Origin of the sequence: Candidatus Halobonum tyrrellensis G22 (assembly GCF_000495475.1) — an archaeon.
Classification (GTDB): Archaea; Halobacteriota; Halobacteria; order Halobacteriales; family Haloferacaceae; genus Halobonum; species Halobonum tyrrellense.
The window spans coordinates 26,280-48,501 of record NZ_ASGZ01000004.1 but is presented as its reverse complement, the minus strand read 5'-3'; the positions used below and the strand labels follow the sequence as shown (position 1 = coordinate 48,501).

General features: G+C 71.2%; 28 protein-coding genes. 12 read left to right on the top strand and 16 right to left on the bottom strand.

Annotated features, from left to right (window positions below; translation table 11 throughout):
• Nucleotides 1-45: 45 nt before the first annotated feature.
• Nucleotides 46-342, bottom strand: a complete 297-nt coding sequence (locus K933_RS01740) for a DUF7565 family protein (protein ID WP_023392951.1) — start codon at nt 340-342, stop codon at nt 46-48.
• 157 nt (nt 343-499) lie between these two features.
• Here K933_RS01740 and K933_RS01735 point away from each other — a divergent pair, with 157 nt between their 5' ends.
• Nucleotides 500-1,234 carry a PHP-associated domain-containing protein gene (locus K933_RS01735; protein WP_023392950.1) on the top strand — a complete coding sequence of 245 codons (735 nt, stop codon included), beginning with the start codon at nt 500-502 and terminating at the stop codon, nt 1,232-1,234.
• 46 nt (nt 1,235-1,280) lie between these two features.
• Here the strand turns inward: K933_RS01735 and K933_RS01730 are convergent, their stop codons facing one another.
• Both K933_RS01730 and K933_RS01725 read right to left on the bottom strand, forming a co-directional pair.
• A complete protein-coding gene (locus K933_RS01730) occupies nt 1,281-1,778 on the bottom strand; it encodes a metal-dependent hydrolase (RefSeq protein ID WP_023392949.1) in 498 nt (165 codons plus the stop codon).
• Nucleotides 1,779-1,836: 58 nt separating this feature from the next.
• Nucleotides 1,837-2,364 carry a CinA family protein gene (locus K933_RS01725; RefSeq protein WP_023392948.1) on the bottom strand — a complete coding sequence of 176 codons (528 nt, stop codon included), beginning with the start codon at nt 2,362-2,364 and terminating at the stop codon, nt 1,837-1,839.
• A 300-nt stretch (nt 2,365-2,664) separates the two neighbouring features.
• Between K933_RS01725 and K933_RS01720 the strand changes: the two genes are divergently transcribed.
• Together K933_RS01720 and K933_RS01715 are read left to right on the top strand one after the other, a co-directional pair.
• Nucleotides 2,665-3,765, top strand: a complete 1,101-nt coding sequence (locus K933_RS01720) for a pyridoxal phosphate-dependent aminotransferase (RefSeq protein WP_023392947.1) — start codon at nt 2,665-2,667, stop codon at nt 3,763-3,765.
• 92 nt (nt 3,766-3,857) lie between these two features.
• Nucleotides 3,858-5,033 carry an ArsA family ATPase gene (locus K933_RS01715; RefSeq protein WP_023392946.1) on the top strand — a complete coding sequence of 392 codons (1,176 nt, stop codon included), beginning with the start codon at nt 3,858-3,860 and terminating at the stop codon, nt 5,031-5,033.
• 14 nt (nt 5,034-5,047) lie between these two features.
• On the opposite strand, the gene K933_RS01710 is transcribed toward K933_RS01715, so the two are convergent.
• The 6 genes from K933_RS01710 to K933_RS01690 form a co-directional block, all read right to left on the bottom strand.
• Complete coding sequence (locus K933_RS01710) at nt 5,048-5,422, bottom strand: hypothetical protein (RefSeq protein ID WP_023392945.1); 375 nt, start codon at nt 5,420-5,422, stop codon at nt 5,048-5,050.
• A 7-nt stretch (nt 5,423-5,429) separates the two neighbouring features.
• Nucleotides 5,430-6,254, bottom strand: coding sequence for an SDR family oxidoreductase (locus tag K933_RS01705; RefSeq protein ID WP_023392944.1), 825 nt, complete (start codon nt 6,252-6,254; stop codon nt 5,430-5,432).
• 57 nt (nt 6,255-6,311) lie between these two features.
• Nucleotides 6,312-7,157, bottom strand: coding sequence for an endonuclease V (locus tag K933_RS01700; protein ID WP_023392943.1), 846 nt, complete (start codon nt 7,155-7,157; stop codon nt 6,312-6,314).
• On the bottom strand, nt 7,158-8,093 hold the full coding sequence (locus tag K933_RS01695; RefSeq protein WP_023392942.1) for a rhomboid family intramembrane serine protease: 936 nt from the start codon (nt 8,091-8,093) through the stop codon (nt 7,158-7,160).
• Nucleotides 8,094-8,169: 76 nt separating this feature from the next.
• Nucleotides 8,170-8,301 carry a hypothetical protein gene (locus tag K933_RS19150; RefSeq protein WP_268744613.1) on the bottom strand — a complete coding sequence of 44 codons (132 nt, stop codon included), beginning with the start codon at nt 8,299-8,301 and terminating at the stop codon, nt 8,170-8,172.
• 117 nt (nt 8,302-8,418) lie between these two features.
• Nucleotides 8,419-8,952: an inorganic diphosphatase gene (locus K933_RS01690; protein ID WP_023392941.1), complete on the bottom strand. Its 534-nt coding sequence runs from the start codon at nt 8,950-8,952 to the stop codon at nt 8,419-8,421.
• Nucleotides 8,953-9,198: 246 nt separating this feature from the next.
• On the opposite strand from K933_RS01690, the gene K933_RS01685 reads away from it, so the two are divergent.
• Nucleotides 9,199-9,552 (top strand): PadR family transcriptional regulator, encoded by a 354-nt coding sequence (locus K933_RS01685; protein WP_023392940.1) that lies wholly within the window; start codon nt 9,199-9,201, stop codon nt 9,550-9,552.
• A 44-nt stretch (nt 9,553-9,596) separates the two neighbouring features.
• Here the strand turns inward: K933_RS01685 and K933_RS01680 are convergent, their stop codons facing one another.
• Both K933_RS01680 and rnhA read right to left on the bottom strand, forming a co-directional pair.
• A complete protein-coding gene (locus K933_RS01680; protein WP_023392939.1) occupies nt 9,597-10,265 on the bottom strand; it encodes a DUF7108 family protein in 669 nt (222 codons plus the stop codon).
• Nucleotides 10,255-10,848, bottom strand: a complete 594-nt coding sequence (rnhA, locus tag K933_RS01675; protein ID WP_023392938.1) for a ribonuclease HI — start codon at nt 10,846-10,848, stop codon at nt 10,255-10,257. Before rnhA ends, K933_RS01680 begins: the two co-directional genes overlap by 11 nt.
• A 93-nt stretch (nt 10,849-10,941) precedes the next feature.
• On the opposite strand from rnhA, the gene K933_RS01670 reads away from it, so the two are divergent.
• From K933_RS01670 to K933_RS01660, 3 genes are all read left to right on the top strand, one after another.
• Nucleotides 10,942-11,904 (top strand): transcription initiation factor IIB, encoded by a 963-nt coding sequence (locus tag K933_RS01670; protein ID WP_023392937.1) that lies wholly within the window; start codon nt 10,942-10,944, stop codon nt 11,902-11,904.
• A 374-nt stretch (nt 11,905-12,278) separates the two neighbouring features.
• Nucleotides 12,279-13,553 carry a DNA repair protein NreA gene (nreA, locus tag K933_RS01665; RefSeq protein WP_023392936.1) on the top strand — a complete coding sequence of 425 codons (1,275 nt, stop codon included), beginning with the start codon at nt 12,279-12,281 and terminating at the stop codon, nt 13,551-13,553.
• Nucleotides 13,554-13,633: 80 nt separating this feature from the next.
• Nucleotides 13,634-13,969, top strand: coding sequence for a hypothetical protein (locus tag K933_RS01660; RefSeq protein WP_023392935.1), 336 nt, complete (start codon nt 13,634-13,636; stop codon nt 13,967-13,969).
• Between the two features lie 18 nt (nt 13,970-13,987).
• Here K933_RS01660 and K933_RS01655 read toward each other — a convergent pair whose 3' ends face one another.
• Together K933_RS01655 and K933_RS01650 are read right to left on the bottom strand one after the other, a co-directional pair.
• Nucleotides 13,988-14,428, bottom strand: a complete 441-nt coding sequence (locus tag K933_RS01655) for a DUF302 domain-containing protein (protein WP_023392934.1) — start codon at nt 14,426-14,428, stop codon at nt 13,988-13,990.
• A 76-nt stretch (nt 14,429-14,504) separates the two neighbouring features.
• On the bottom strand, nt 14,505-14,801 hold the full coding sequence (locus K933_RS01650; protein ID WP_023392933.1) for a DUF5789 family protein: 297 nt from the start codon (nt 14,799-14,801) through the stop codon (nt 14,505-14,507).
• Nucleotides 14,802-14,997: 196 nt separating this feature from the next.
• Between K933_RS01650 and K933_RS01645 the strand changes: the two genes are divergently transcribed.
• Nucleotides 14,998-15,960 (top strand): DUF7139 domain-containing protein, encoded by a 963-nt coding sequence (locus tag K933_RS01645; RefSeq protein WP_023392932.1) that lies wholly within the window; start codon nt 14,998-15,000, stop codon nt 15,958-15,960.
• A 39-nt stretch (nt 15,961-15,999) separates the two neighbouring features.
• Here K933_RS01645 and K933_RS01640 read toward each other — a convergent pair whose 3' ends face one another.
• The 3 genes from K933_RS01640 to K933_RS01630 all read right to left on the bottom strand — a co-directional run bounded on the left by K933_RS01640 (nt 16,000) and on the right by K933_RS01630 (nt 18,838).
• A complete protein-coding gene (locus tag K933_RS01640; protein WP_049947472.1) occupies nt 16,000-16,473 on the bottom strand; it encodes a Mut7-C RNAse domain-containing protein in 474 nt (157 codons plus the stop codon).
• A gap of 1 nt (nt 16,474) precedes the next feature.
• Nucleotides 16,475-18,223 (bottom strand): DNA polymerase/3'-5' exonuclease PolX, encoded by a 1,749-nt coding sequence (gene polX / locus K933_RS01635; RefSeq protein ID WP_049947481.1) that lies wholly within the window; start codon nt 18,221-18,223, stop codon nt 16,475-16,477.
• Nucleotides 18,224-18,394: 171 nt separating this feature from the next.
• Complete coding sequence (locus K933_RS01630) at nt 18,395-18,838, bottom strand: DUF5788 family protein (RefSeq protein WP_023392929.1); 444 nt, start codon at nt 18,836-18,838, stop codon at nt 18,395-18,397.
• A 163-nt stretch (nt 18,839-19,001) separates the two neighbouring features.
• Here K933_RS01630 and K933_RS01625 point away from each other — a divergent pair, with 163 nt between their 5' ends.
• From K933_RS01625 to K933_RS01610, 4 genes are all read left to right on the top strand, one after another.
• Complete coding sequence (locus K933_RS01625; protein WP_023392928.1) at nt 19,002-20,705, top strand: acyl-CoA mutase large subunit family protein; 1,704 nt, start codon at nt 19,002-19,004, stop codon at nt 20,703-20,705.
• A gap of 116 nt (nt 20,706-20,821) precedes the next feature.
• A complete protein-coding gene (locus tag K933_RS01620; RefSeq protein ID WP_023392927.1) occupies nt 20,822-21,097 on the top strand; it encodes a winged helix-turn-helix domain-containing protein in 276 nt (91 codons plus the stop codon).
• Nucleotides 21,098-21,173: 76 nt separating this feature from the next.
• Nucleotides 21,174-21,482: a hypothetical protein gene (locus K933_RS01615; RefSeq protein WP_023392926.1), complete on the top strand. Its 309-nt coding sequence runs from the start codon at nt 21,174-21,176 to the stop codon at nt 21,480-21,482.
• Nucleotides 21,483-21,631: 149 nt separating this feature from the next.
• The gene (locus K933_RS01610) at nt 21,632-22,216 is read left to right on the top strand and encodes an acetate uptake transporter (protein ID WP_023392925.1); all 585 of its coding nucleotides are present in this window, start codon (nt 21,632-21,634) and stop codon (nt 22,214-22,216) included.
• The last annotated feature ends 6 nt before the right edge of the window (nt 22,217-22,222 follow it).

Sequence of the window (22,222 nt, the reverse complement as noted above, 5' to 3'; positions counted from 1 at the left end):
CGCGAGGGTAGCGAAAGCGGCCGTTCGACCCCCGACGGCCGCGGGTCAGCGGTCCGCGTCGACCCGTGCGCGCACCGCGTCGAGGTCGGCTTCAGCCTCCACGGCCGCCCGCACCCGTTCGCGCTCGCGGACCGCGTCCGCGTCGGCGTCGTACGCGCGGACGAACTCCGCGCGGGTGTGTTCGTCGAGCGCGTGACGGATGGCGAAGTAGCCCTCCGGGACGACCGCCCCGCACACCCGACACTCGTGGCCGTCGTGGTCGAGCGTCTGGTGGACGACGGTCTCCTCGACGGCGTCGAACGTCGCGTCACAGCCGGCGATGCCGCAGGCCCACCCGGACACGGACGGGGCAACGGCGGACGCTCGCAAAAGCGTTTCCGCCGTCCGGGGGCTCGGACCGCCGGCGGGCGGCCGGGCCGCCCGACCTCCCGGAAACGCAACCCCTAACAGCGACCTACCACTCGATCAGATCGTGAGTGACGGCCGAACGCGCGTGGACATGCACACGAAGGTACTCGACGAGCGCGTCGTCGACCGGGCGCGCGCGTCGGGCATCGACGTGCTGGTGTACGCGCCCCACTTCACGCGACTGCCCGACATCCGCGAACGCGCCGAGCGGTTCTCGACGGACGACCTGACGGTCGTGCCGGCGCGGGAGGTGTTCACCGGCGACTGGAGCAACCGTAGACACCTGCTCGCGGTCGGACTCTCCGACCCGGTGCCCGACTTCATCACCTTCGAGGGAGCGCTCGCGGAGTTCGAACGCCAGGGGGCGGCGGTGGTCGTCCCCCACCCGGAGTACCTCAACGTGAGTCTCACCCGCGCGGAGGTGGGGGCGTACCGCGATAGACTCCACGGGGTCGAGACACGCAACGCGAAACTGTTCGCCAGACAGAACGACCGGGCGCTCCGGATCGCCGAGGCGTTCGACATCCCGGGGGTCGCCTCGTCGTACGCGCACCTCCGCGGGACCATCGGGGCCGCGTGGACGGAGTTCCCCGGTCTCGACCCGACCGAGAGCGCTCTCGTCGACGCGCTCCGTTCGCGCACGGAGCGCTCCGCGGTCGTCCGGAGCGACCCGGCGACGCGGGTCCGCAGGCTCGCCGAGTTCGGCTACCTCGGCGTCGAGAACACGTACGGCAAACTCGACCGCCTGTTCCTCTCGGGGATGGAGCCGACCCACCCCCGCCACATCGCCTACGACGGTCGGTTCGACCGCGTCGCGGTGTACTGACCCGTCGACTCGCGTACGGTTGTAGCGCCGGTCCCGCCGGTCCGTCCTACCCGCCGAGGAGCCTCGCGAGTCCGGGGTCGAGCGCGCCCGTACTCAGGTCGACGACGTAGACGTGGACCGCCGCGAGGACGGCCACCTCCAGGAGCGTGATCACGACGGTCACCACGTCGGCTAAGTCGCTGCTCGTGGCGACGCCGACGGGGAGGTCGTACTCGCGGCTCGCCACCGGGTAGAACAGCGCGATGCCGCGCTTGCTCCCCACCACGTCGAGGACGTAGTGGGTAGCGACGCCGACCCAGACGAACTGGAGGTTGCCGAAGTAGACGGGGTAGGCGACGAACACGCCGAGCACCGGGAGGTTGTGGAGCGTCTTGCGGTGTCTGCCGAACGCGGTGTCGACGTCGGGGAACAGCGCGCCGAGGACGACCGGTACCGACAGCCGGGCTATCTCGACGAACGTCTCGGCGCCGCCGCTGGGTTCGAGGACGTACCCCAACCCCACCGCCAGAAGCACCGCGTTCAGTACGTGTCCCCGCTTGTTCATGCGCGTCGGCTCACCGCCCGTCGGTCGGCCACGCGCCGCCCAAACGCTTTCGGTTCGGTTACCCGCGGTCCGTCCGCGACGCGACGGCCTCGCGCAGGTCAGACAGCGCCCGCCGGGCGATCCGCTCTTTGATCTCGACTCTGCTCCCGTCGAACTCGTAGCGACTCACGTCCGTCCGGCTCTCGCCGCTACCCCACTCGCCGCGGTAGGCGACGCCGACGTACACCGTCCCGACGGGTTTCTCGTCGCTGCCGCCGTCGGGTCCCGCGACGCCGGTGGTCGCGACGCCCCACGTCGTCCCCGCGGTGTCGCGGACGCCCGACGCCATCGCCCGCGCGACGGGTTCCGACACCGCGCCCGCGGTATCGAGCGTCTCGCGGGGAACCGCGAGTTCCGTCAGCTTCGCGTCGTACGAGTAGGTCACCACCGAGCGGTCGAAGTAGTCGCTCGACCCCGGCACGTCGGTGAGAAGCGACCCGACCAGCCCGCCGGTACACGACTCGGCGACCGCGACCGTTCCGCCCGCCGACCGGAGCGCGTCGCCGACGCGCTCCTCTACCGGCGGGTCCGCGGCGAACTCGCGCATGGTGTGGTCGGGCTACGGCCGCCTCCCGCAAGAACCTGTCCGGTCGCGGCGGCCGCGCTACACATCGGGCGCTCGACGCGCTCGCGCCGTCTCTCGACCGGCTCGCCGTCGGCGCGGTCCGGGTGGGATGACGCGGGTGTGGGTCCGGGACGGGGGAGCGGTCGCTCGGAGGCGTCGAGATCGTTCGTATCGGATAGATCACCTCCTGGTTTCGGTGGCTGTGAGGCCGACTCTCGGGCGGCACGCTCCGTCGCGCGCCCGGACGAAACACCCACGTACCAGCGACCCACGAGACGTGACATGGAGTACGAGCGGCCGCAGTTCTACCACGTGATGCAGTACGCCGCGGACGCCGACGGGGACGTGATCGACATGGTGTCGGGCAACCCCGACTGGGAGCCGCCGGCGGCGCTCCGCGACGGCCTCCGCGAGTACGCCGACGCCGACCCGGCCGACTTCCAGTACCCCCCGAGCGAGGGGCTGGTCGACCTCCGCGCGGAGATAGCCGACCGCCGGAACGTCGACCCCGAGCGGGTGGTCGTCACCAACGGGACGGGCGAGGCCAACTACCTCGCGATGGCGGGCGCGCTCGACCGCGATGCGGGCGACGAGGTGCTGCTCACCGACCCCGTCTACCCGTACTACCCGGGGAAGGCGTCGATGCTCGGTGCCGAGACGACGCTGGTGCCGACCGAACGCGACGGCTCGCTCGACCCCGAGCGGTTCCGCGAGGCGGCGAGCGACGACACCGCGCTGATCGTGGTCAACACGCCGAACAACCCGACGGGAACGGTGTACGACCGGGAGACGATGCGCGCGCTCGCCGACCTGGCCGAGGAGGTGGACGCCACCCTTCTGGCCGACGAGGTGTACGACCACTTCGACTTCACCGGCGGCTTCGAGTCCGCGCTCACCCTCGACTCCGACCGGACCATCGTGACGACGGGCTACTCGAAGTCGATGGCGATCACCGGGTTCCGGGTGGGGTACGCCGTCTTCCCCGAGGACCTCGTGGGGTCGGCGAAGACCCGGCACATGCTCGTCAACGTCGCCACCTCCCGGCCCGCCCAGTACGCCGTGTTGCGGGCGCTCCGGGGGACGGACGCCGACTACTACGCCGGCGCGCGCGAGTTGCTGTCCCAGCGCGTGGAGACGTTCACGGACGCGCTCGACGCCGCGGGCGCGGAGTACACCAGCCCCGACGGCGCGTTCTACGTGCTCGCGCGGTTCGACGGCTTCCCCGGAACGATGGCGAACGCCGAGCGACTGGTCGACGAGGCGGGCGTCGCGGGCATGCCCGGCGAGACGTTCGGCACCACCCGCTCCGAGTGGCTCCGGTTCGCGCTCGTCACGCCCCGCGTGGAGGAGGCGGCCGCGCGGCTGACCGACTACTTCGGCTGAGCCGCCCCGCCGTCCCGACCGCTCGCCTTCCTCTCACGCCGGAGGGCGACCGCGACCAACGGATAGACAAGCGCGCACACCGACCCCCACCTATGAGCGACATCGACGTCGAGGCGGTCGACGACATCGACGACGCTGACGACGCTGACGACGCCGACGACGGCGCGCCGTCCGGCGCCGACCCCGCGGACGACGAGGCGGCGACCGCCCTCGACGTGACGCCGGCGGCGGCCGCGGACGCCCCCGAGTACGTCCTCTACGGCGGGAAGGGCGGCGTCGGCAAGACGACGTGTGCGGCGGCGACCGCGCTCGCGAGCGCCGCCGGGGGGACCGCGACGCTGGTGGTGTCGACCGACCCCGCCCACTCGCTGTCGGACACGCTCGAAGTCGACGTGCCCGCCCACCCCTCGCGGGTCCGCGAGGACGTCCCGCTGTACGCCGCCGAGATAGACCCCGACGAGGCGATGGGCGAGGGGGTGTTCGGCGGGGGCGCGGCCGACACACCCGGCGAGGCGGACGGTCCCGGCGCGGGGGCGGCCGGCGAGAACCCGCTCGGGGGGCTGGGCGGGATGGGCGAGGCGATGGAGGACTCGCCGATGGCCGGGATGCTCGGCGGGACGATGCCCGGCGCGGACGAGGCGGCGGCGATGCGACAGCTGCTCGAACACCTCGACGACCCCCGGTTCGACCGGGTCGTCGTCGACACGGCACCCACGGGACACACCCTGCGGCTGCTCCAGTTGCCCGAGATGCTCGACTCGATGGTCGGCCGGCTGATGTCGATGCGCCAGCGCTTCTCGGGGATGATGGACGGCCTGAAGGGGATGGTCGGGATGGGCGGCGGCGGCGAGGCGGACGTCGACCTCGACGAACTGAAAGACCGGATCGAGCGGCTCCGCGCGACGTTACAGGACCCCGAGCGGACCGACTTCCGCGTGGTGATGGTGCCCGAGGGGATGAGCGTCGTCGAGTCCGAACGGCTGGTCGAACGCCTCGACGAGTTCTCCATCCCCGTCTCGACGCTGGTGGTCAACCGGGTGATGGAGGACCCCGCTGAGGTCGCGGGGTCGGACATCGACGACGAGTGGGTCGTCCGCCCGAACCTCGACGACTGCGAGTTCTGCCGGCGGCGGTGGGAGGTCCAACAGGACGCGCTCTCGCGGGCGACCGACCTGTTCCGCGGGCGCGCGGTGAAACGCGTCCCGCTGCTCGCGGACGACGTGCGGGGCGAACGCGCCCTGCGGGTCGTCGCCGCCTGTCTCGCCTAAGAGCGGAAGAAGCCTCAGGAGTCGTCTTCGCGGCTCGTCGCCTCCGCTCCCGCCAACTCGGCCGCGGTCGCCCGCGCGGACGCGACGCGGCCGTCCGCCGCGTCGTCGCCGGTTCCCTCGATTGAGTCGAGCAGGCGCACGACGTGGCCCGCGCGCTCGCGTACCACCTCGCGGGACGCCGCCCGCTCGTGGAGGTCCCGCGCCACCGCTTCCGCCTCGCCGAGGTACGCGCTCGACTCGCGGTTCACCGGGCGTTCCGCCGTCGCCGCCAGGTCGCGGTACATCGACTCGACCCGCTCGTCGACGCTCGCGTCCCCGTCCGCGCGCTCCGCCCCCGACTCCGCCGCGTCCGCGTCGGACGCCCCGTCCGTCCCGCTGTCGTCGCTCACGGCCGGATCAGGTGAACGTCCGCACCAGCCCCCACACCTTGTCGGAGAGGGAGGCGGGGAGGTGCCGGACGAGTTCCGCCGCCCTCGCCACCGGACCGACCGGGTAGCGGGCGGCGGGTTTGGTCGCGCTCGCGGCGTTGACGACGTCGCTCGCGACGCGCTCGGGCGTCACCGAACCGGGTGCGCCCGCACCGATCGAGTCGTAGTCGTCGTACATGTCGTAGAACGCGTCGTACGCGCCCGAGCGGTCGAGTTCGTCCATCTCGTCGTCCGCGCGCTCGGCGAACGGGGTGTCGACCGGGCCGGGTTCGACCAGCGACACCGTGATGCCGTACTCGCGAACCTCGTTGCGCAGCGCGTCGGTCATGGCTTCGAGCGCGTGTTTCGACCCCGAGTACACCCCCTCGCCGGGCACGGCGAGGCGGCCGACGGCGCTGGAGACGTTGACGATGGCGCCGTTCTCGCGCCGGCGCATCGCGGGCAGCACCGCCCGGGTGAGTCGGTGGGGACCGTACACGTTGGTCTCGAACTGGTCGCGGACCGCCTCCGTGGGTACGTCCTCGATGGGACCCCGCTGGCTGTAGCCCGCGTTGTTGACCAGACAGTCGATCCGCCCCTCCTCGTCGAGGATCCGGTCGACGACCCGCTCGACGTCGCCGTCGTCGGTCACGTCGAGCGTCGCGATCCGACAGCCGTCGCGGTCGCCGAGCGTCTCGACGTCCGCCGGGTTGCGCGCCGTCGCGTACACCGTCCACTCCTCGTCGAGGAACGCCTTCGCCGTCGCGCGGCCGATCCCCGACGAACAACCGGTGATGAGGACAGTCCGTTCCATGGTCGCCCCTCAAGCGCATCGGTGTTAACTCCCGCGTCACGCGACGCCGACCCGGCGTCAGTCGTCGCCGTCGGCTCCCTCGCCGGCCCCGCTGTCGTGTTCGGTCTCGGTCCCGCGGACCGCGGCCTTCGCCTCGTCGGCGTACGCGTCCGCCCGGCGGGTCGGCTCCGGGAGCTTGTACCCCCCGCAGAGCGCGCCGACCAGCCTCACGGTCGTCGCCGCGCTCACCCGGTGGCCGGGACTGACGTACAGCGGGTTGATCACCGGTCGCGAGTCGTACTGCCGCGACTGGTAGGCGTGGCCGATGACGGTCCCCGCGACGCCGTTTCGCTCCTCGGCGGTGCCCGGTCGGGGCTCGACCCGGCCGTCGGCTTCAACGGGGGTGCGCCAGCCCGCCGGCCGGCCGTCCACGTCCTCGCGAGGGGTGCCACAGAGCAGGCTCTTGGCCACCCCGACGGCGGGCGCGTCGAGCGTCGCGCCCATGTGGGTCGCCAGCCCCGCCTGCCGGTAGTGGATCCGTCCGCTGCCGTCGAAGACGTACAGGTCCGGATCCGACTCCAGCGCCGCCAGCGCGTCGAGGATCGGCCCGCCCTCGCGGAAGGAGAGCAGGCCGGGAACGTAGGGGATCGACAGCGGCGAGACGGCGTACGTCCGCTCGACCACCCGGTCGCCGCGAGTGACGACCACCGCCGACACCGCGCGGTCGTCGAGGAACGCCTGGTCGACGCCCGCGACCAGGGGGGCGTCCGCGGGCGGGTCGTCGGCGAGCGTCACCGCCGCGGGGTCGAACGGCAGGTCGTCGTCGAAGACGGCGTCGGCCGCGATCCGGCGCTGGAGCGCCTCCATCTCTCCGCGGTCGAGTTCGGGGTCGGGGACGAACGCCGGGTGGGCGGGTTCGGGCATCTAGAACCGGCCGCGGCCGGGTCCCATCCCGCCGCCCCCGCCGCCCCCGCCGAACCGGAGCGACTCGGGCGCGTTCCGCTCGCCGCTCACGACCACACCGTACGCCATGCCGATGCCCAACCCCGCGAGGTGCGCCCAGTTGGCGGCGTTGCCGCCGCCCGGCGCGACCGAGAAACCCCACAGCACCGAGAAGGCCGCGAACCCGAGCGTGAGCACCCACAGCGGCATCGGGATCACGAAGTAGAGGTACACCTTGAGGTTGGGGCGGAGCACCGTCAACAGCCCCATGATGGCCATGATCGCGCCCGACGCGCCGAGGACGCCCGTCGTGGTTCCGGGCGCGAGGACCGCGCCGGCGCCGACCTGCGCCAGTCCCGCGAGCACGCCCGCGACGAGAAACAGCGCGGTGAAGCGCTTGAACCCGAGGCGACGCTCGACGACCGGGCCGAAGAAGTACAGCGCGACGCTGTTGAACAGGATGTGTGTGAACCCGCCGTGTGAGAACACCGAGGTGAGCCACGTCCAGACGTACAGCGGGTGCTCGCTCGAGAGGACGAACGCCGCGCTCCACAACGGGTCGCGGGTTCCGATCCCGAGGAGGAACGGGAACACCAGCGTCTGAAACAGGAACGTCACCCACATCGCGCCGAGGAAGACGTACGTCATGTTCCCGCGGAAGAAGCCGATGGCGCCGCCGGTCGACGTCTCCCGCTGGATGCGCGACTTCACGCGCGAGGCCGCCCCGCCGTCCGACCCCGACCCCTCGACGGAGTCGTCGAACCCGGAGTCGAACACGCCGCCCGGGTCGTTCCAGTCGCCGAGCCCCGGACAGTCGTGGTTCTCCGGGAGGCGGTGTTCGGCGCAGAACGTCTGGCCGCACCGGCGGCACTGGTACGGCATGTTCTCGTACTCACCGCACTCCGCGCACTTCGCCATTACACGCCCTTACCGCGGGCCGGTTATATGGCTTCGCCCCGCGGGCACGGGGGCTGTCGTGTCGGTTCCGCCGGTCTCACGCCCGGGCGTCGCCCGCGGCGTCGTCGGCGCCGGTCTCGGCGTCGGCGTCGGTCTCCGCGGCGGGGTCGAAGTTGGTCGGCACGACCGTCAGGTGACGTACGCCGAGCGAGGATCCTTTGGCTGCCATACTCGTCCCGTACTCGTCGTCCCACCGACTAAAAATTACCCATGCGCATAATTCATCCCGTGAAGGGTGGAGTATACTCGGCGATAATGTCCGGGACCCGCGTGAGGGCTGGGGCGACTACGCGAACTCCTCGTCGTACAGCTGTTGGGCGTGTTCGATCGCGTCCTTGGCGGACTGGGCGTCCTCCCAGCCCTCGGTGGCGACCTCCTTGCCCTCCTCGAGGTTCTTGTACGTCTCGAAGAACTCCTCGATCTCCGCTTTGGTCTGGTCGGTGAGGTCGCCGACGTCGTGGACGTGGTCGTACCGTGGGTCCTCGACGGGCACCGCGACCACCTTGTCGTCCTGTTCGCCGTCGTCGTCCATCTTCATCATGGCGACGGGGCGGGCCTCGACGATACAGCCCGGGAACGTCTGGTCTTTCACCAGAACGAGCACGTCGAACGGGTCGCCGTCGTCGTAGTAGGTCCGCGGCATGAACCCGTAGTCGGAGGGGTAGTGGACGTTCGAGTGGAGCACCCGGTCGAGGACGACGCCGGGGATGTCCTTGTCGTACTCGTACTTGTTCCGCTCGCCCTTCAGACACTCCACGACCGCGTAAATCTCGTCGGGAGCGTCCGGCCCGGTCTCCAAGTCTTCCCAGAGATTCGTCATGCGTCCGTGAGTTGCCCGAATCCGGGCAAAGTCCTTTCGGCATCGTCCGACGGTGGGTTTATGATCGGGCAGACCGTACGCTATCCGAGGGTAGACGACCGCCCGTCGACGCGGCCGGGCCTCGGCGAACGTCCCGTTCCGGCGGAAACGCGGCTCCGATAGCTCGTTCGACACCTTTTATCTACGAAACGTGAGCGGTCCGTTAACAAGGGTTAAATAGACGGATGACATTCGTCTATACATACCATGTCAGAGGCACAAAGTAAAACGGACGGCGCGGGGGCGGCTCGCGACCTGACGGCGTTCCAGCAGAACATCCTCGTCATCCTCTCGGAGGAGGCGATGTACGGGCTGGCGATCAAACGCGAACTGGAGAGCTACTACGACGCCGAGGTCAACCACGGTCGGCTCTACCCCAACCTCGACGACCTGGTCGAGATGGGACTGGTCGAGAAGAGCGAACTGGACAAGCGGACCAACCAGTACGCGCTGACCGAGGAGGGCCGCCGGACGGTCCTCGACCGCATCGACTGGATGCTCTCGAAGTACGTCACCGACGACGAGCGCGCGAGCGACGTCCGCGAGCGTCTCGACGCGTAAGTCGGCGACGGGGCGAGAGGACCGGGTCGACAACGCCGCCGCGCTCAACTGGGAAACGGGGTGTCGGCGGCCGCGAAGAGGTGTCGGAGCGAGGCGTCGACCGCCTCGCGCTGTTCTTCGGAGGGCCACGCGTTCCGTGGGTAGTACTCCGTCAGGAACTCCGACAGCTCGTCGGCTCTCGCCTCCTCGACCGGGCGCGCGTAGTGGTTGCTCATGAACTCCGCGAACGCGCGCGCGTTCGCCGTGTGGGGTTCGCCGTGTTCCTCCGCGACCCGTTCGACGAGCGCCGCGTTGTGTCGTTCGACCTCGGTCCAGTCGTCGGGGTCGCCCGCCCCCGACAGCGGCCGCTCGACCGCTCGCGCGGTGTCGTCGATGCGGTCGACCCGGGCGGTCCCCCCTTCGACCCACTCCTCGGGGTGGAGGACCAGCGTGTCGTCCGCCTCGCGGACGCGCGCGACGAACCCGTGGTCGGCGAGTCGCTCGTCGCGGTCGGCGCGGTAGGCGGCGGCCTCGCCGTCGTCGACGGCCCGCCGCGCCAGCCGCGTGAGCCGTTCGGCCGCCTCGACGACCGCCTCGGGCAGTTCCGGCTCCGGCTCCGACTCCGAGTCCGAGTCCGATTCTCCCGCCGTACCGGCGTCCGCGCCGGCCGCGGGGTGGTCGTCCGGTCGCGCTCCGTCGGTGTCGATATCGACGTCGGTGTCGTCAGGCGTCATCGAGTGCCTCGTTCGCCAGTTCGTCGGCGCGGTCGTTTATCTCCCTCGGGACGTGTTCGAGGCTCCAGCGGTCGAACCCCTCCAGGAGTTCCCTCGCGCGAACCCGGCGCTCGCGGAGTCGCGGCTCGTTGACGTTCCACTCGCCGCGGACCTGCTTGACGACCAGTTGGGAGTCGCCGCGCACGTCCGCCTCCGAGAGGCCGTAGTCGCGGGCGGCTTCGAGCGCGCGGACGAGCGCCTCGTACTCCGCTTGGTTGTTCGTGGTGCGGCCGAGCGTCTCGTTGCCGTCGGCGACGACGCCGTCGCTGGTGACGATGGCCCACCCGACGGCCGCGGGACCGGGGTTGCCGCGCGAGGCACCGTCGAAGTAGACGTGCCCGCGGCCCCCGCCCTCCCGTATCAGCCCCGTCAGCCGCGTCGGGTCGCCGCCCTGTATCACGACCTTGTCGTCGTACGCGACGGCGACGGCGCCGTCGGACTCCGCGCGCCACCGCTCGTGGTCGGTGTTTCCGTCGCCCACGGCGACCCCCGCGGCCTCCAACCGTTCGCGGGCGGCCGCCGGGTCGCAGTCGATGACCGGCATGCACGCCCGTCGGCAGCGGGGGGGCGAAAGGGTTCCGTTCAGGTGGGGACCGGGCAAACTTTAAAGCATCTACACACAGACATGAGCCCTGCGATGACACGGCCCACCCGCCAGCGGGACGGACGCACGCGACGAGAGGGGGAGCAGTCGGAGTCGGCCGAGGACCTCGACCCCGAGGAGATAGACGAGGAGGAGCTCCGGCGGACCGCGGACGGGGAACTCATTCACGAACCAACCGGGCTGATCCTCGAGGAGGACAACGTCGACCGGGGGCCGGAGTGGCGGGCGTTCAACCACTCCGAGCGCCAGTCGAAGTCCCGCGTCGGCGCTCCGGTGACGGAGACGATGCACGACAAGGGGCTGACCACCACCATCGACTGGAAGGACAAAGACGCCTACGGGCGTTCCCTCTCCTCGGAGAAGCGCTCGCAGATGCACCGCCTGCGGAAGTGGCAGGAACGCATCCGCACCAAGGACGCCGGCGAGCGCAACCTCCAGTTCGCGCTCTCGGAGATCGACCGCATGGCGAGCGCCCTCGGCGTCCCCCGCTCCGTACGCGAGGTCGCCTCCGTGATCTATCGACGCGCGCTCGACGAGGACCTCATCCGCGGCCGCTCCATCGAGGGCGTCGCCACCTCCACGCTGTACGCCGCCTGTCGGAAGGAGGGGATCCCCCGCTCGCTCGAAGAGATCGCCGAAGTGTCGCGCGTCGAGCGCAAGGAGATCGGCCGGACCTACCGCTACGTCTCCCAGGAACTCGGCTTGGAGATGAAGCCGGTCGACCCGAAGAAGTACGTCCCCCGGTTCAGTTCCGAACTCGGTCTCGGCGAGGAGGTCCAGTCGAAGGCCGCGGAGATCATCGAGACCACCGCCGAGCAGGGGCTGTTGTCGGGGAAGTCGCCGACGGGGTTCGCCGCGGCGGCCATCTACGCGGCATCGTTGCTGTGTAACGAGAAGAAGACCCAACGCGAGGTCGCCGACGTCGCGCAGGTGACCGAGGTCACCATCCGCAACCGCTACCAGGAGCAGATCGAGGCGATGGGTATCCACGGGTAGGCGTCTCCTCGGGCCGTACCCCGGTCCCCGCGCCCCGCGACGCCGACAGCCCGTTTTCGCCCTCCAGTACGTCCCGCTCGCGTTCGTCCGTCCGGCCACCCGAGCGTCTCGCGTCCCCAGCGACGGCGGGCGGGAACGCGCGCGTCGGCGCGACCCGTCCCGCCCGGCGACGGGTCGGACCGCGAGAGGCTGACCGCTCCCGGCGGCCGATTCGGCGCGTGGGCCGCTCACGGCGCGTACTCCTCGGCGTCCTCCGGTTCCCGATCGGCGTCGCGAGCGTCGTCGCGGAGTGGCCCGCTGTCGGACCGCCGATTCGCGCGCGCCTGCGACCGCGCGGGGAACGTTCATGGGTCCGTAGCCGCTAGAGACGCCCGATGAAGCTGGACGACTACGTGGAGTTCGAGGAGAACGAGCGGGCCGAGCGCCGCCGTCTCGCCAGCGAGAAGTCCTACGAACTCGTCGACCACCTCGAGTCGTTCCAGCACCGCTTCGAGGAGGCCACCAGCGGCGACGCGCTGTTCGGGTCGGTCTCCCCCTCCATCTTCGTCGGCACGTCGAACTACCCGGACGTGTCGACGGGCATCCTCTCGCCCGTCGGCCGGGAGGGCGACGCCGACCGCTTCGAGACCAGCGCCGCGTGGTACGACGAGCGGGTGTCAATCTCCGACGTGTTCGACCGCCGAACCTCGCTGCTGAACTCCAACCGCCCGGCGGAGGTGACCGAGGTGGCCGACGCGTGGGACGGCTTCCTCGGTACCCAGCGCGAAGTCGCCATCGCCGACCGCCCGGTCGACGTGGAGATCGGACTCGACGACGGGCCGACCCTCGACTTCGACGTGACCGACGACGACGTCGCCACGCCCACGGGTCCGCGGGCGCGCGCCCGGTCGGCCGAACTCGCCGAGAACCCTCACGTTCCGCGACCGATCAAGAAGACGCTGGAGGACGACGACTGGAACGCACAGGGCGCGATGACGTACCTCTACCGCCGCGGGTTCGACGTGTACGACATCAACTCGGTGCTGTCGGCGGGCGCGCTCGGACGCGGCGAGAACCGCCGGCTGGTGCCGACGCGGTGGTCGATCACCGCCGTCGACGACACCGTCGGGAAGTTCCTCCGCGGGACCGTGCGCGACGCCCCCAGCGTGGACTCGGTGGAGGTGTGGCGCAACGAGTATCTCGGCAACGCGTTCTGGGTCGTGCTCGCGCCGGGCGACTGGGAGTACGAACTCGTCGAGATGAAGGCGCCCGGCAGCATCTGGAACCCCGACCCCGAGGTGGGGGTGGCGATGTCGAGCGCCCACGAGAACCGCGAGGGCCGGACGGGCTACGTCGATGAGACCGCGGGAGCGTACTACGCCGCGCGGTTCGGCGCCTTGGAACACCTCTCCGAGCGGGGCCGGCAGGCGAAGGTGCTCGTCCTCCGGCACGTCTCGGACGACTACTGGGGACCGGTGGGCGTCTGGCAGGTGCGGGAGGCGGTCCGCAACGCGTTCGAGGGCGAACACGGCGAGGCGGAGACGCTCGGCGCCGCCGTCCGCGAGGTGGCCGACCACCTCCCCGTCTCGCTCGGCCGCCTCCGGTCGAAGTCGACGATGGTCGCGGGCCTCCAGTCGAGCCTCTCGGACTTCGCGACGGGGCGACCCTGAGACGGGATACGGCGCGGCGGGCCGACCCCGAACGGGCGGGGAGCTAAAGAGCTATACCTCCCCGCCGACTCGCGTCGGGTGTGTCCTCCCCGCTCCTCTTCGGCGCCGTCCCCGGCGGTCCGGAACTGCTGATCATCCTGGTGGTCGTCGTCCTGCTCCTCGGGCTACCCGCCGTCGCCGTCCTCGTGGTGGGCGGCGCGCTCGGCTTCTCGCTCTCGCGCGACCGCGAGGAGCGCACGGACGGCCGGTCGGCGGCGGCCGACCCCGACCGGGTCGACGAACTCGAACGCCAACTCGCCGAGACGCGCGCGGAACTCGAAGAGCTCCGCGAGGAGCGCTCGGCGGACACCGGCGCCGACTCCGACCTCGGGGCGGGGGGAGTCGACGGCGCGGACGACCGCCCCGACCGGCGGTAGGGGCAGGGGCGGGTCGAACTACAGGTCGGCGTACGCGGCGTCGACCATCTCGCCGGTCTCGGCGACGATCCCGTCCATCGCTTCGGCGTCCGTATCGAGTCCGAGCAGTCGCGCGATCCGCATGATGCTGACGTGGTACACCGTCTGGACGCCCGGCTCCTCCTCCCAGACGACGACGTTACACGCGAACAGCGCGCCGATCCGGCCGTCGGTGGCGTCGAGCGCGCGGTCGGCCATCTCCGGGTTGCACGCGCCGAGCACGTAGTAGGGGTCGCGGTCGGCGTCCACCTTCTCGTTGAGCAGTTCGGAGGGGGAGAACTCGACGGGGACGCCGAACCCGTGGTCGAGGAACGTCTCGCGGACGTGTTCGACCGCCTCCTCGTGGTCGAGTTCGAGCGTCGCGCGCTTCTCTCCGTAGTCGCCCGCGGCGACCGCGTCGGGGTCGATGGGGAGCGTCACGACTCGGGGTTCGGGACAGCGAGACAAAAGAGTACGTCCGCGGGGCGGGACGCGCGCCCGGGTCGGCCGCCCCGGCTCACTCCGCGGTCTTCACCGGGCCGGTCCCGACGACGCCCTCGACGGCCTCCGTGAACGACTGGCGGGTGTCGAAGTACGTCTCGTCCACCTCGTCGAGCACCGCGTCGAGGTGGCGGGGACCCTCCGGCGTCCGGATCGTCGCGTCGCCCTCCTTGGCGAGCACGCGTGACTTCTCCTGTGGCCACGTCAGCCGCGAGGCCACGCGGGCGAGCGGGGCGCCCTCGACGGCGGGTCCCTCGCCGAGTTCGACGGCGGGCTCCTCCTCCGCTTCCTCCTCGGATTCGTCGTCGGCCATGCGCGCGGCTTCGAAACCGCCGGGGGTAACGCTTTCGACCGCGCGCGGACGCGCCCGTCCTCCCGCCTGTCACGCCGGCTCGGACGACCCGGCCGACCGCCGACGCGGCCGCGAGCCGGGGCGTCGGGGCGCGACGCGCCGGTGTCTGACGCGCGTCTGACGCACCGTTTTGTGCGTCGGTTCCATACCGCTCCCCATGACCAGTCTCGCGGAGGCGTACGAGGGGCAGATGGGGGAGTACGCGAGCCTCCGGCGGCTGTATCTCGGCGTGGGGCTGTTCCTGTTCGGGACGCTGCTCGTCCTCGTGGGCATCGGCGTCGCGGCGACGGAGGCGGGGACGGAGGCGCTTGGACTCACCCGCGCGCGCGAGGTGGGCATCGCGCTCGGGGGGTTGGGCGTGCCCGCCGTCTTCCTCGGCATCTTCTCGGTGCTCCCCGCCGACCGGCGGACGCGCGCGGCGGCGGTCGTCGGCGCGGGCGTCGGCGTGCTCGGCGTCGCGCTGTTCGTCCACGCGTACCCGTGTCACATCTCCGGGTCGAACTGCGGCGAGCCGTACCTCACGCTCCCGACCATCGGCGTCTACTTCCTCGGCGTCATCACCACCTTCTGGTGTCTGTTCGTCGGCGTCGCCAACTTCAAGTCGCGCAACGACCCCGGCGGCACGGTCAAACTGGAGGTGACCCGCGAGGGCGAGACGCGGGTGGTCGAGGTGCCGGAGTCGTCGCTCGGCGGCGCGAAAGGGGGGCTCGGTGGCATCGGCGGCGTCGGCTTCCTCGGCGGGACGCCCGACGGCGATATCGAGACCCAGACCAACGACGAAAGCGGGGGGTGGCCCGACGCCGACCGGACGCGGGGGGACGCGACGGCGAGCGACGGCGGCGCGACGGCCGACGACGTCCGCCCGCTCCGCGACGAGGGGACCGGCGCGGGGTCGCCGTCCCGCGAGGCTCCCGGGCCGGCCGGGCCTGGCGACCGGCGGAACGACCGCGCGGCCGGCGACGCCGGCGGCGACCGCCCGGCGAACGCCGGCGACGCCTACTGCGGGAGCTGTGCGCACTTCCAGTACGTCCGCACCGACGACGGGATGCAGCCGTACTGCGGTCTCCACGACGAGGTGATGGAGGACATGGACGCGTGCGACGAGTGGACGCCCCGGTAGCGGGAGGCGCATTCTCACCCCGCTCGACGCTCCGATAGCTCACAGCCGCCGGAGCGTCGCTCGCACGTCGTCCCAGTGGCTCCCCGTCCAGAAGCACTGCCCGCAGTCGACGCACCGCCAGACGGGCGCGTCGCCCTCGTCGGGGGCGTAGTCGGGGCGGGGGTCGCCCGCGTCGACCGGTTCGAGCCGTCCGTTACACGCCCCACACCGGGTCGGGCGGGCCGCCGGCGTCAGGTCGAACCCGGCGTCGCGGAGTTCGCGCAACTGGCCCTCGACGTCGCGTTCGGTCACGACCACCGCCCCCGGCGTCGACGCCGCGAGCGCCCGGTCGCGCGTCACCAGCCGCCGGCCCTCCGCGGCCGCCAGGTCCCGCAGGCGGTCGTCGTCCTCCACGCCGTCGTCGAGGGCGTACGCCGCGTCGTAGCCGCAGACCCGGAGGTACGTCGCCAGCTTCCCGAGCATCGCGTCGAGCAACAGCGGCTCCCGGTTGGCCGGGTCGACGGCCCCGCTCATCTCAGCCGTCGACACCGAGGAAGGCGCGAACCCCGTCGGCGTCGCGCGCATTGAGCACGTCCGCGGGTTCGGCCCACCCGCGCCTGGCGGTGTGGACGCCGTAGCGGACGTTGTCGAACTCCGCGGGCGTGTGGGCGTCCGTATTGATCGTTATCGTCGCGCCCGCCTCGACGGCGGCGCGGACGGCCTCGCCGTGCAAGTCGAGGCGCGCGGGGTTGGCGTTCACTTCGAGCGCGGTCCCGGCGTCGGCGGCGGCCGCCGCGAGCCGCTGGAAGTCCACGTCGAGACCGGGCCGTTCGTTGATCAGCCGGCCGGTCGGGTGGCCGAGGACGTCGACCTCGGGGTGTTCGACGGCTCGAACCAGCCGGTCGGTCGCCTCTCCCTGTCCGAGCGCGGCGTGCGGCGACGCGACCACGACGTCGAGCTCCGCGAGCAGGCCGTCGTCGGTGGTGAGGTCGCCGTCGGCGTCGACGTTGGCTTCGACGCCGTGGAACACGGCGATGTCGGCGTCGGCGCGGACCCGTTCGACCTCCTCCATCTGCTCGCGAACCTCCGCGTCCGACAGCCCCGTGTTCCCGAACACGCCCGGTCCTTCGACGTGGTCGGTGACGGCGTGGTAGTCGTAGCCGCGTTCGGCGGCGGCGGCGACCATCTCCGCGGCGGTGTTCGCGCCGTCGGACCACTCGGTGTGGGTGTGGAGGTCGCCGCGTATCTCGTCCTCCTCGAGAAGGTCCGGGAGGGAACCCTCGTCCGCGGCCGCCAGTTCGCCGGCGTCCTCGCGTATCTCCGGGGGGAACACCGGCAGGTCGAGCGGCTCGTACATCTCCGCCTCCGTGGCGCCGCCGAGGCGCTCGCCCGCGCGCTGGTCGGCGTCCGCCTCGTCGACGCCCGAAACGTCGAAGATGCCGTACTCGTTGAGCTTGAGTCCGCGGTCGATGGCGCGGTTGCGCACCGCGAGGTTGTGCGCCTTCGACCCCGTGAAGTACTGGAGGGCGGCGCCGAACTCCTCGGGGACGACCACCCGGAGGTCGACGCGGACGCCGCTCGCGCGGACGCTCGCCTTCTGGTCGCCCGCCTCGATGGTGTCGTCGGCGGCCGGCCAGTCGGTGAACGCGTCGACGACCGCCGCGCCCTCGTCGCTGGCGGCGAGTACGTCCACGTCGCCGATCGTGTCGCGCCACCGCCGGATCGACCCGGCGACCTCCGCGCGTTCGACGGCGTCGACCCCCCGCACCAGCCCCAGCGCGTCGTCCGCGAGCGGGAGCGCGTCGCCCAGCCGCTGTCGCTCGCCCGCCTGCTGGGCGAACGCGACGTTCTCGCGGATGCTCTCCTCGGTCTTCTCGCCGAACCCCTTCACCTCGCGGATCCGGCCCGCCTCGGCGGCCTCGCGCAACTCGTCGAGCGTCGTCACCCCGAGCTCCTCGTACAGCGTCCCGGCGGTCTTCGGGCCGACGCCCTCGACGCGCGTGAGCGCCGCCATGTCGACCGGCAGTTCCGCCCGTAGCTCCTCCAACTCCGCGATCTCGCCGGTCTCGACGTACTCGACGATCTTCACGGCGATCGCCTCGCCCACGCGGTCGATCCGCTCGACGGCCTCGCTCCCCTCGGCCGCGAGGCCCTCGACCGCGCCGGGGTACTCGCGGACGTTCTCGGCCGCGCGACGGTACGTGTTCGGTTTGTACTCCTCGCCGTTCGCCTCCAGCAGGTCGGCGTACTCCTCCAAGAGGGCGGCGACCTCGGCGTTCTGCATCGTCCGACCGAACGGGTGCGGGCGACTTAGAAGGAACGCCCGTTCGGTTCGCGCGCCGGCCCGTCGTCGGTCGTCCGGGTCGCGCCGCCCCGTGACCGTCCGACTGGCGGTCCCTGTCGAGGGCACGCCCTCGGCGTCGGTCACCACGGGGTGAGCCGGTGAGCCGGCGGGTCAGCGCCCGCCGCGCCCCCGGCCGCCGGACTCCTCCCGCCCGAGCGCCTTCTTGAGGAAGTTCATCCAGCGCTTCTGGTCCATCGCCTCCTGTCGAGTGGCCTCGTCCTCGACGCTGGCGGACCCGAGCTGTTCGAGCGCGTCGAGCGCCCGGTCGATGCCGATGATGCTGTCGGCCAGCCGCTCGCCCTCCGCGAACGCCACCTCGTTCTCCTCGATGCGTTCGAGCCGCTCGCGCCGCTCGCGCCGGAGGTTGCGCTTGGCCCGCTCGACCCGGTCGCGCTCGCCCTCGGGTACGGTGTCGCGGCGCTTGATCTCGAAGACGAACTCCCGGAGGTCGATCTCCTCGCCCTGCACCGTGATCCGGTCGGGGATGTCCGCGCCGATGGTCGCACCCTCCTTGTTGACGCGTTCGAGGAGCTGCTTGCGCTGGTACTCTCGCACGCTCGTCCGCGGGTACGTCCGGGACCGCCTTGCCTCCTTCGTTGCGCCGGTCGCCCCGTGGTCGCGCGACCGACGGACAGCCACGCACGCCGGCGTCCCCCGCGCGTTCGCGTCCGGCGCGCCCCGCAGAACCATTATAATCGTTCGTTACCTTTACGCCGGCATGTACGACGAGGACGACCTCGCGTCGATCCGGGAGGCGCACGACGCGTGGGAGACCGGGACGGCCGCCGGCGCGTCCGACGACCCCGACGAGCGGAAGGGGCGGTTCGCCACCGTCTCGGGGCTGGAGGTCGACCGCCTGTACACGCCCGCCGACGTGGCGGACCTCGACTACGAGGCGGACCTGGGGTTCCCGGGCGAGGAGCCGTACACCCGCGGCCCGTACCCGACGATGTACCGCGGGCGGGCGTGGACGATGCGCCAGTTCGCGGGGTTCGGCACGGCCGAGGAGACGAACGAGCGCTTCCGGTACCTGGTCGAGGAGGGCCAGACCGGTCTCTCGACGGCGTTCGACATGCCCAGCCTGATGGGGCTGGACTCGGACGACCCGCTCGCGGACGGCGAGGTGGGGCGGGAGGGGGTCGCCGTCGACAGCCTGCGCGACGTGGAGATCCTGTTCGACGGCATCGACATCGCGGAGGTGTCCACTTCGTTTACGATCAACCCGAGCGCGCCCGTGATCTACGCGATGTACGTCGCGCTCGCGGACGAACGGGGCGTCCCGCGCGAGCGACTCCGCGGCACCCTCCAGAACGACATGCTCAAGGAGTTCATCGCCCAGAAGGAGTGGGTGATCCCCCCCGAACCGTCGCTCGACCTGGTGACCGACACCGTCGAGTTCGCGGTCCGGGAGACGCCGAAGTTCTACCCCGTCTCGGTGTCGGGCTACCACATCCGCGAGGCGGGGTCGACCGCGGTACAGGAGCTCGCGTTCACGCTCGCCGACGGGTTCGCGTACGTCGAGGACGCCCGCGAGCGGGGGCTGGCGGTCGACGAGGTGGCGCCGCAGCTCTCCTTCTTCTTCAACTCGCACAACTCGCTGCTCGAGGAGGTAGCGAAGTTCCGCGCCGCCCGCCGCGTGTACGCCCGGCTGATGGGCGAGTGGTACGGCGCCGAGCGGCCCGCCTCGAAGCGGCTCAAGTTCCACACCCAGACCGCGGGCCAGTCGCTGACCGCCCAGCAGCCGCTCAACAACGTCGTTCGGGTGACGATCCAGGCGCTCGCGGGCGTCCTCGGCGGCACCCAGAGCCTCCACACCAACTCGTTCGACGAGGCGCTCGCGCTCCCGAGCGAGGAGGCGGTCCGGGTGGCGCTACGGACCCAGCAGATCATCGCCGAGGAGTCGGGCGTCGCCGACACGGTCGACCCGCTCGCGGGGTCGTTCGCGGTGGAGGCGCTGACCGACGAGGTGGACGAGAAGGCGACGGCGTACCTCGAAACGATCCGGGAGATGGGCGACGGCTCCGTGCGGGCGGGCGTGCTCGCCGGCATCGAGGACGGCTACTTCGACCGCGAGATACGCGGGGCCGCCTACGACTACCAGCGGCGCGTCGAGTCGGGCGAGGAGGTGGTCGTCGGCGTCAACCGGTACGCGGTCGACGACGACCCCGAGCGGGAGCTTCACCGGGTCGACGAGACGGCCCAACGGCGGCAGCGCGAGCGGCTGGCGGCGGTGAAGGCGGAGCGGGACGACGCGGCGGTCGAGGCGGCGCTGTCGGAGCTCGCGGCCGCCGTCGAGGCGGGGGAGAACGCCGTCCCCGCTCTCGTCGACGCCGCGAAGGCGTACGCCACCATGGGCGAGATGATGGACGTGTTCGCCTCGCGGTTCGGCACGTACCGCGAGCGGGCCGGGACGGCGCTGTGACCGGCTCGCGACCCCGGGGAGCGCGTGGCGCCGTCGGTCCCGGTCCCCCGGCGGTCTCGGGGACGTCGACGGGTCCCGGTGGACTTACGTTCGTGGTGGCTGTCTTCCGCACGACGATGGAGGGGGTGTTGTGGTACGTACTGACCGGGACCCGCGGCGGTGCCAACCGGGTCCGAATCTTGCGTGCCATCGACGACCGTCCCCGGAACGCCAACCGACTGGCGGACGAGCTCGACCTCGATTACACCACCGTCAGACACCACCTCGACGTCCTCTGTGACAACGACGTCCTCGCGAAGCAGGGCGACGACTACGGCGCGGTCTACCTCCCGACCGACCGCGCCAGACACCACTGGGAGACGGTCGAGGAGATCATGGAGGCGCTCGAGTGAACGGAGACGAAGTTCGGAGAGAGTTTGGAAAGGCTATAAGCGACCCCGCGGGCTACCGGAGGGTGAGCACAGACGCATGGTGGTGAGTTCGTGGCTGTACGTGACGTGGGCGGCGGCCGCCGTCAACATCGCCCTCCTGTCGAGTCTCACGTACGTCTGGGGGCGCAACTGGCTCCAGTTCCACTCGAAACACACGCTGGGGCTGGCCGGCTTCGCGGTCTGTCTGCTCGCGGAGAACGCCACCGCGCTCTACCTCTTCTACTGGCACCCGCTGGTCAGCGAGTGGATCGCGGCGCAGGCGCCGGTCGCGCACCTCGTCATCGGGGGACTGCGCGTCCTCGAACTCGTCGCGCTCGCCTTCCTCGTCTGGGTGACGTGGGACTGAGTCTCGATCGGCAACAATCGTTATCTTTCGCGAGCCAGTAGCCGTCTCCCGGTCGATGCTACGGAACACGGAGACGACGAGTCGCGCGGGTCGCGCTGCATGGTCGACAGTCCCGTTGCCGGTCCCGTCGGACGGCGAGGTGAGCGCCGGTGGCTGACCGGACGGCGGTCGCTAACCCGGCTCCGCTGGGGCTGGTCGGCTTCGGGCTGACGACGGTGCTGTTGAGCCTGGTCAACGCCGGCGTGTTCGGCGCCGACCTGGAGATGCTGGTGATCCCGATGGCCATCGCGTTCGGCGGGACGATCCAACTGATGGCGGGCGCGATGGAGTTCCGCACGGGCAACACGTTCGGGATGACGGCGTTCACGAGCTACGGCGCGTTCTGGTGGTGGTTCGCGCTCCTGCTCCTCTTCCAGAACAACGGCTGGATACCCGAGGTGAGCGCGCAGGCGCTCGGGGTCGCGCTGATCATGTGGGGCGTGTTCACGACGTACATGTGGGTCGGCACGTTCAAACTCAACTGGGGGCTGTTCAGCGTGTTCCTCACGCTGGCGCTCACGTTCTTCCTGCTCGGGTTCGGCGACTTCCTGGGTGTCGGCGTCGTCGTCACGCTCGGCGGGTGGGTCGGTATCCTCACCGGCCTGCTCGCGATGTACGTGAGTTTCGCCGAGGTGACGAACTGGACGTGGGGACGGGACGTGCTCCCGTTGGGCGGGACGCCGTACGAGGGCTGACCCGCT

Excerpts from the sequence above, each read along its gene's own strand:
- K933_RS01725 (WP_023392948.1), bottom strand. The coding sequence starts at position 2,364 with ATGCGCGAGTTCGCCGCGGACCCGCCGGTAGAGGAGCGCGTCGGCGAC.
- K933_RS01720 (WP_023392947.1), top strand. The coding sequence starts at position 2,665 with ATGGAGTACGAGCGGCCGCAGTTCTACCACGTGATGCAGTACGCCGCG.
- K933_RS01680 (WP_023392939.1), bottom strand. The coding sequence starts at position 10,265 with ATGACGCCTGACGACACCGACGTCGATATCGACACCGACGGAGCGCGA.
- K933_RS01615 (WP_023392926.1), top strand. The coding sequence starts at position 21,174 with ATGGTGGTGAGTTCGTGGCTGTACGTGACGTGGGCGGCGGCCGCCGTC.
- K933_RS01685 (WP_023392940.1), top strand. The coding sequence starts at position 9,199 with ATGTCAGAGGCACAAAGTAAAACGGACGGCGCGGGGGCGGCTCGCGAC.
- K933_RS01690 (WP_023392941.1), bottom strand. The coding sequence starts at position 8,952 with ATGACGAATCTCTGGGAAGACTTGGAGACCGGGCCGGACGCTCCCGAC.
- K933_RS01730 (WP_023392949.1), bottom strand. The coding sequence starts at position 1,778 with ATGAACAAGCGGGGACACGTACTGAACGCGGTGCTTCTGGCGGTGGGG.
- K933_RS01620 (WP_023392927.1), top strand. The coding sequence starts at position 20,822 with ATGGAGGGGGTGTTGTGGTACGTACTGACCGGGACCCGCGGCGGTGCC.
- K933_RS01640 (WP_049947472.1), bottom strand. The coding sequence starts at position 16,473 with ATGAGCGGGGCCGTCGACCCGGCCAACCGGGAGCCGCTGTTGCTCGAC.
- K933_RS01670 (WP_023392937.1), top strand. The coding sequence starts at position 10,942 with ATGACACGGCCCACCCGCCAGCGGGACGGACGCACGCGACGAGAGGGG.
- K933_RS19150 (WP_268744613.1), bottom strand. The coding sequence starts at position 8,301 with ATGGCAGCCAAAGGATCCTCGCTCGGCGTACGTCACCTGACGGTCGTG.
- rnhA (WP_023392938.1), bottom strand. The coding sequence starts at position 10,848 with ATGCCGGTCATCGACTGCGACCCGGCGGCCGCCCGCGAACGGTTGGAG.
- K933_RS01695 (WP_023392942.1), bottom strand. The coding sequence starts at position 8,093 with ATGGCGAAGTGCGCGGAGTGCGGTGAGTACGAGAACATGCCGTACCAG.
- nreA (WP_023392936.1), top strand. The coding sequence starts at position 12,279 with ATGAAGCTGGACGACTACGTGGAGTTCGAGGAGAACGAGCGGGCCGAG.
- polX (WP_049947481.1), bottom strand. The coding sequence starts at position 18,223 with ATGCAGAACGCCGAGGTCGCCGCCCTCTTGGAGGAGTACGCCGACCTG.
- K933_RS01715 (WP_023392946.1), top strand. The coding sequence starts at position 3,858 with ATGAGCGACATCGACGTCGAGGCGGTCGACGACATCGACGACGCTGAC.
- K933_RS01650 (WP_023392933.1), bottom strand. The coding sequence starts at position 14,801 with ATGGCCGACGACGAATCCGAGGAGGAAGCGGAGGAGGAGCCCGCCGTC.
- K933_RS01735 (WP_023392950.1), top strand. The coding sequence starts at position 500 with ATGCACACGAAGGTACTCGACGAGCGCGTCGTCGACCGGGCGCGCGCG.
- K933_RS01645 (WP_023392932.1), top strand. The coding sequence starts at position 14,998 with ATGACCAGTCTCGCGGAGGCGTACGAGGGGCAGATGGGGGAGTACGCG.
- K933_RS01700 (WP_023392943.1), bottom strand. The coding sequence starts at position 7,157 with ATGCCCGAACCCGCCCACCCGGCGTTCGTCCCCGACCCCGAACTCGAC.
- K933_RS01705 (WP_023392944.1), bottom strand. The coding sequence starts at position 6,254 with ATGGAACGGACTGTCCTCATCACCGGTTGTTCGTCGGGGATCGGCCGC.
- K933_RS01625 (WP_023392928.1), top strand. The coding sequence starts at position 19,002 with ATGTACGACGAGGACGACCTCGCGTCGATCCGGGAGGCGCACGACGCG.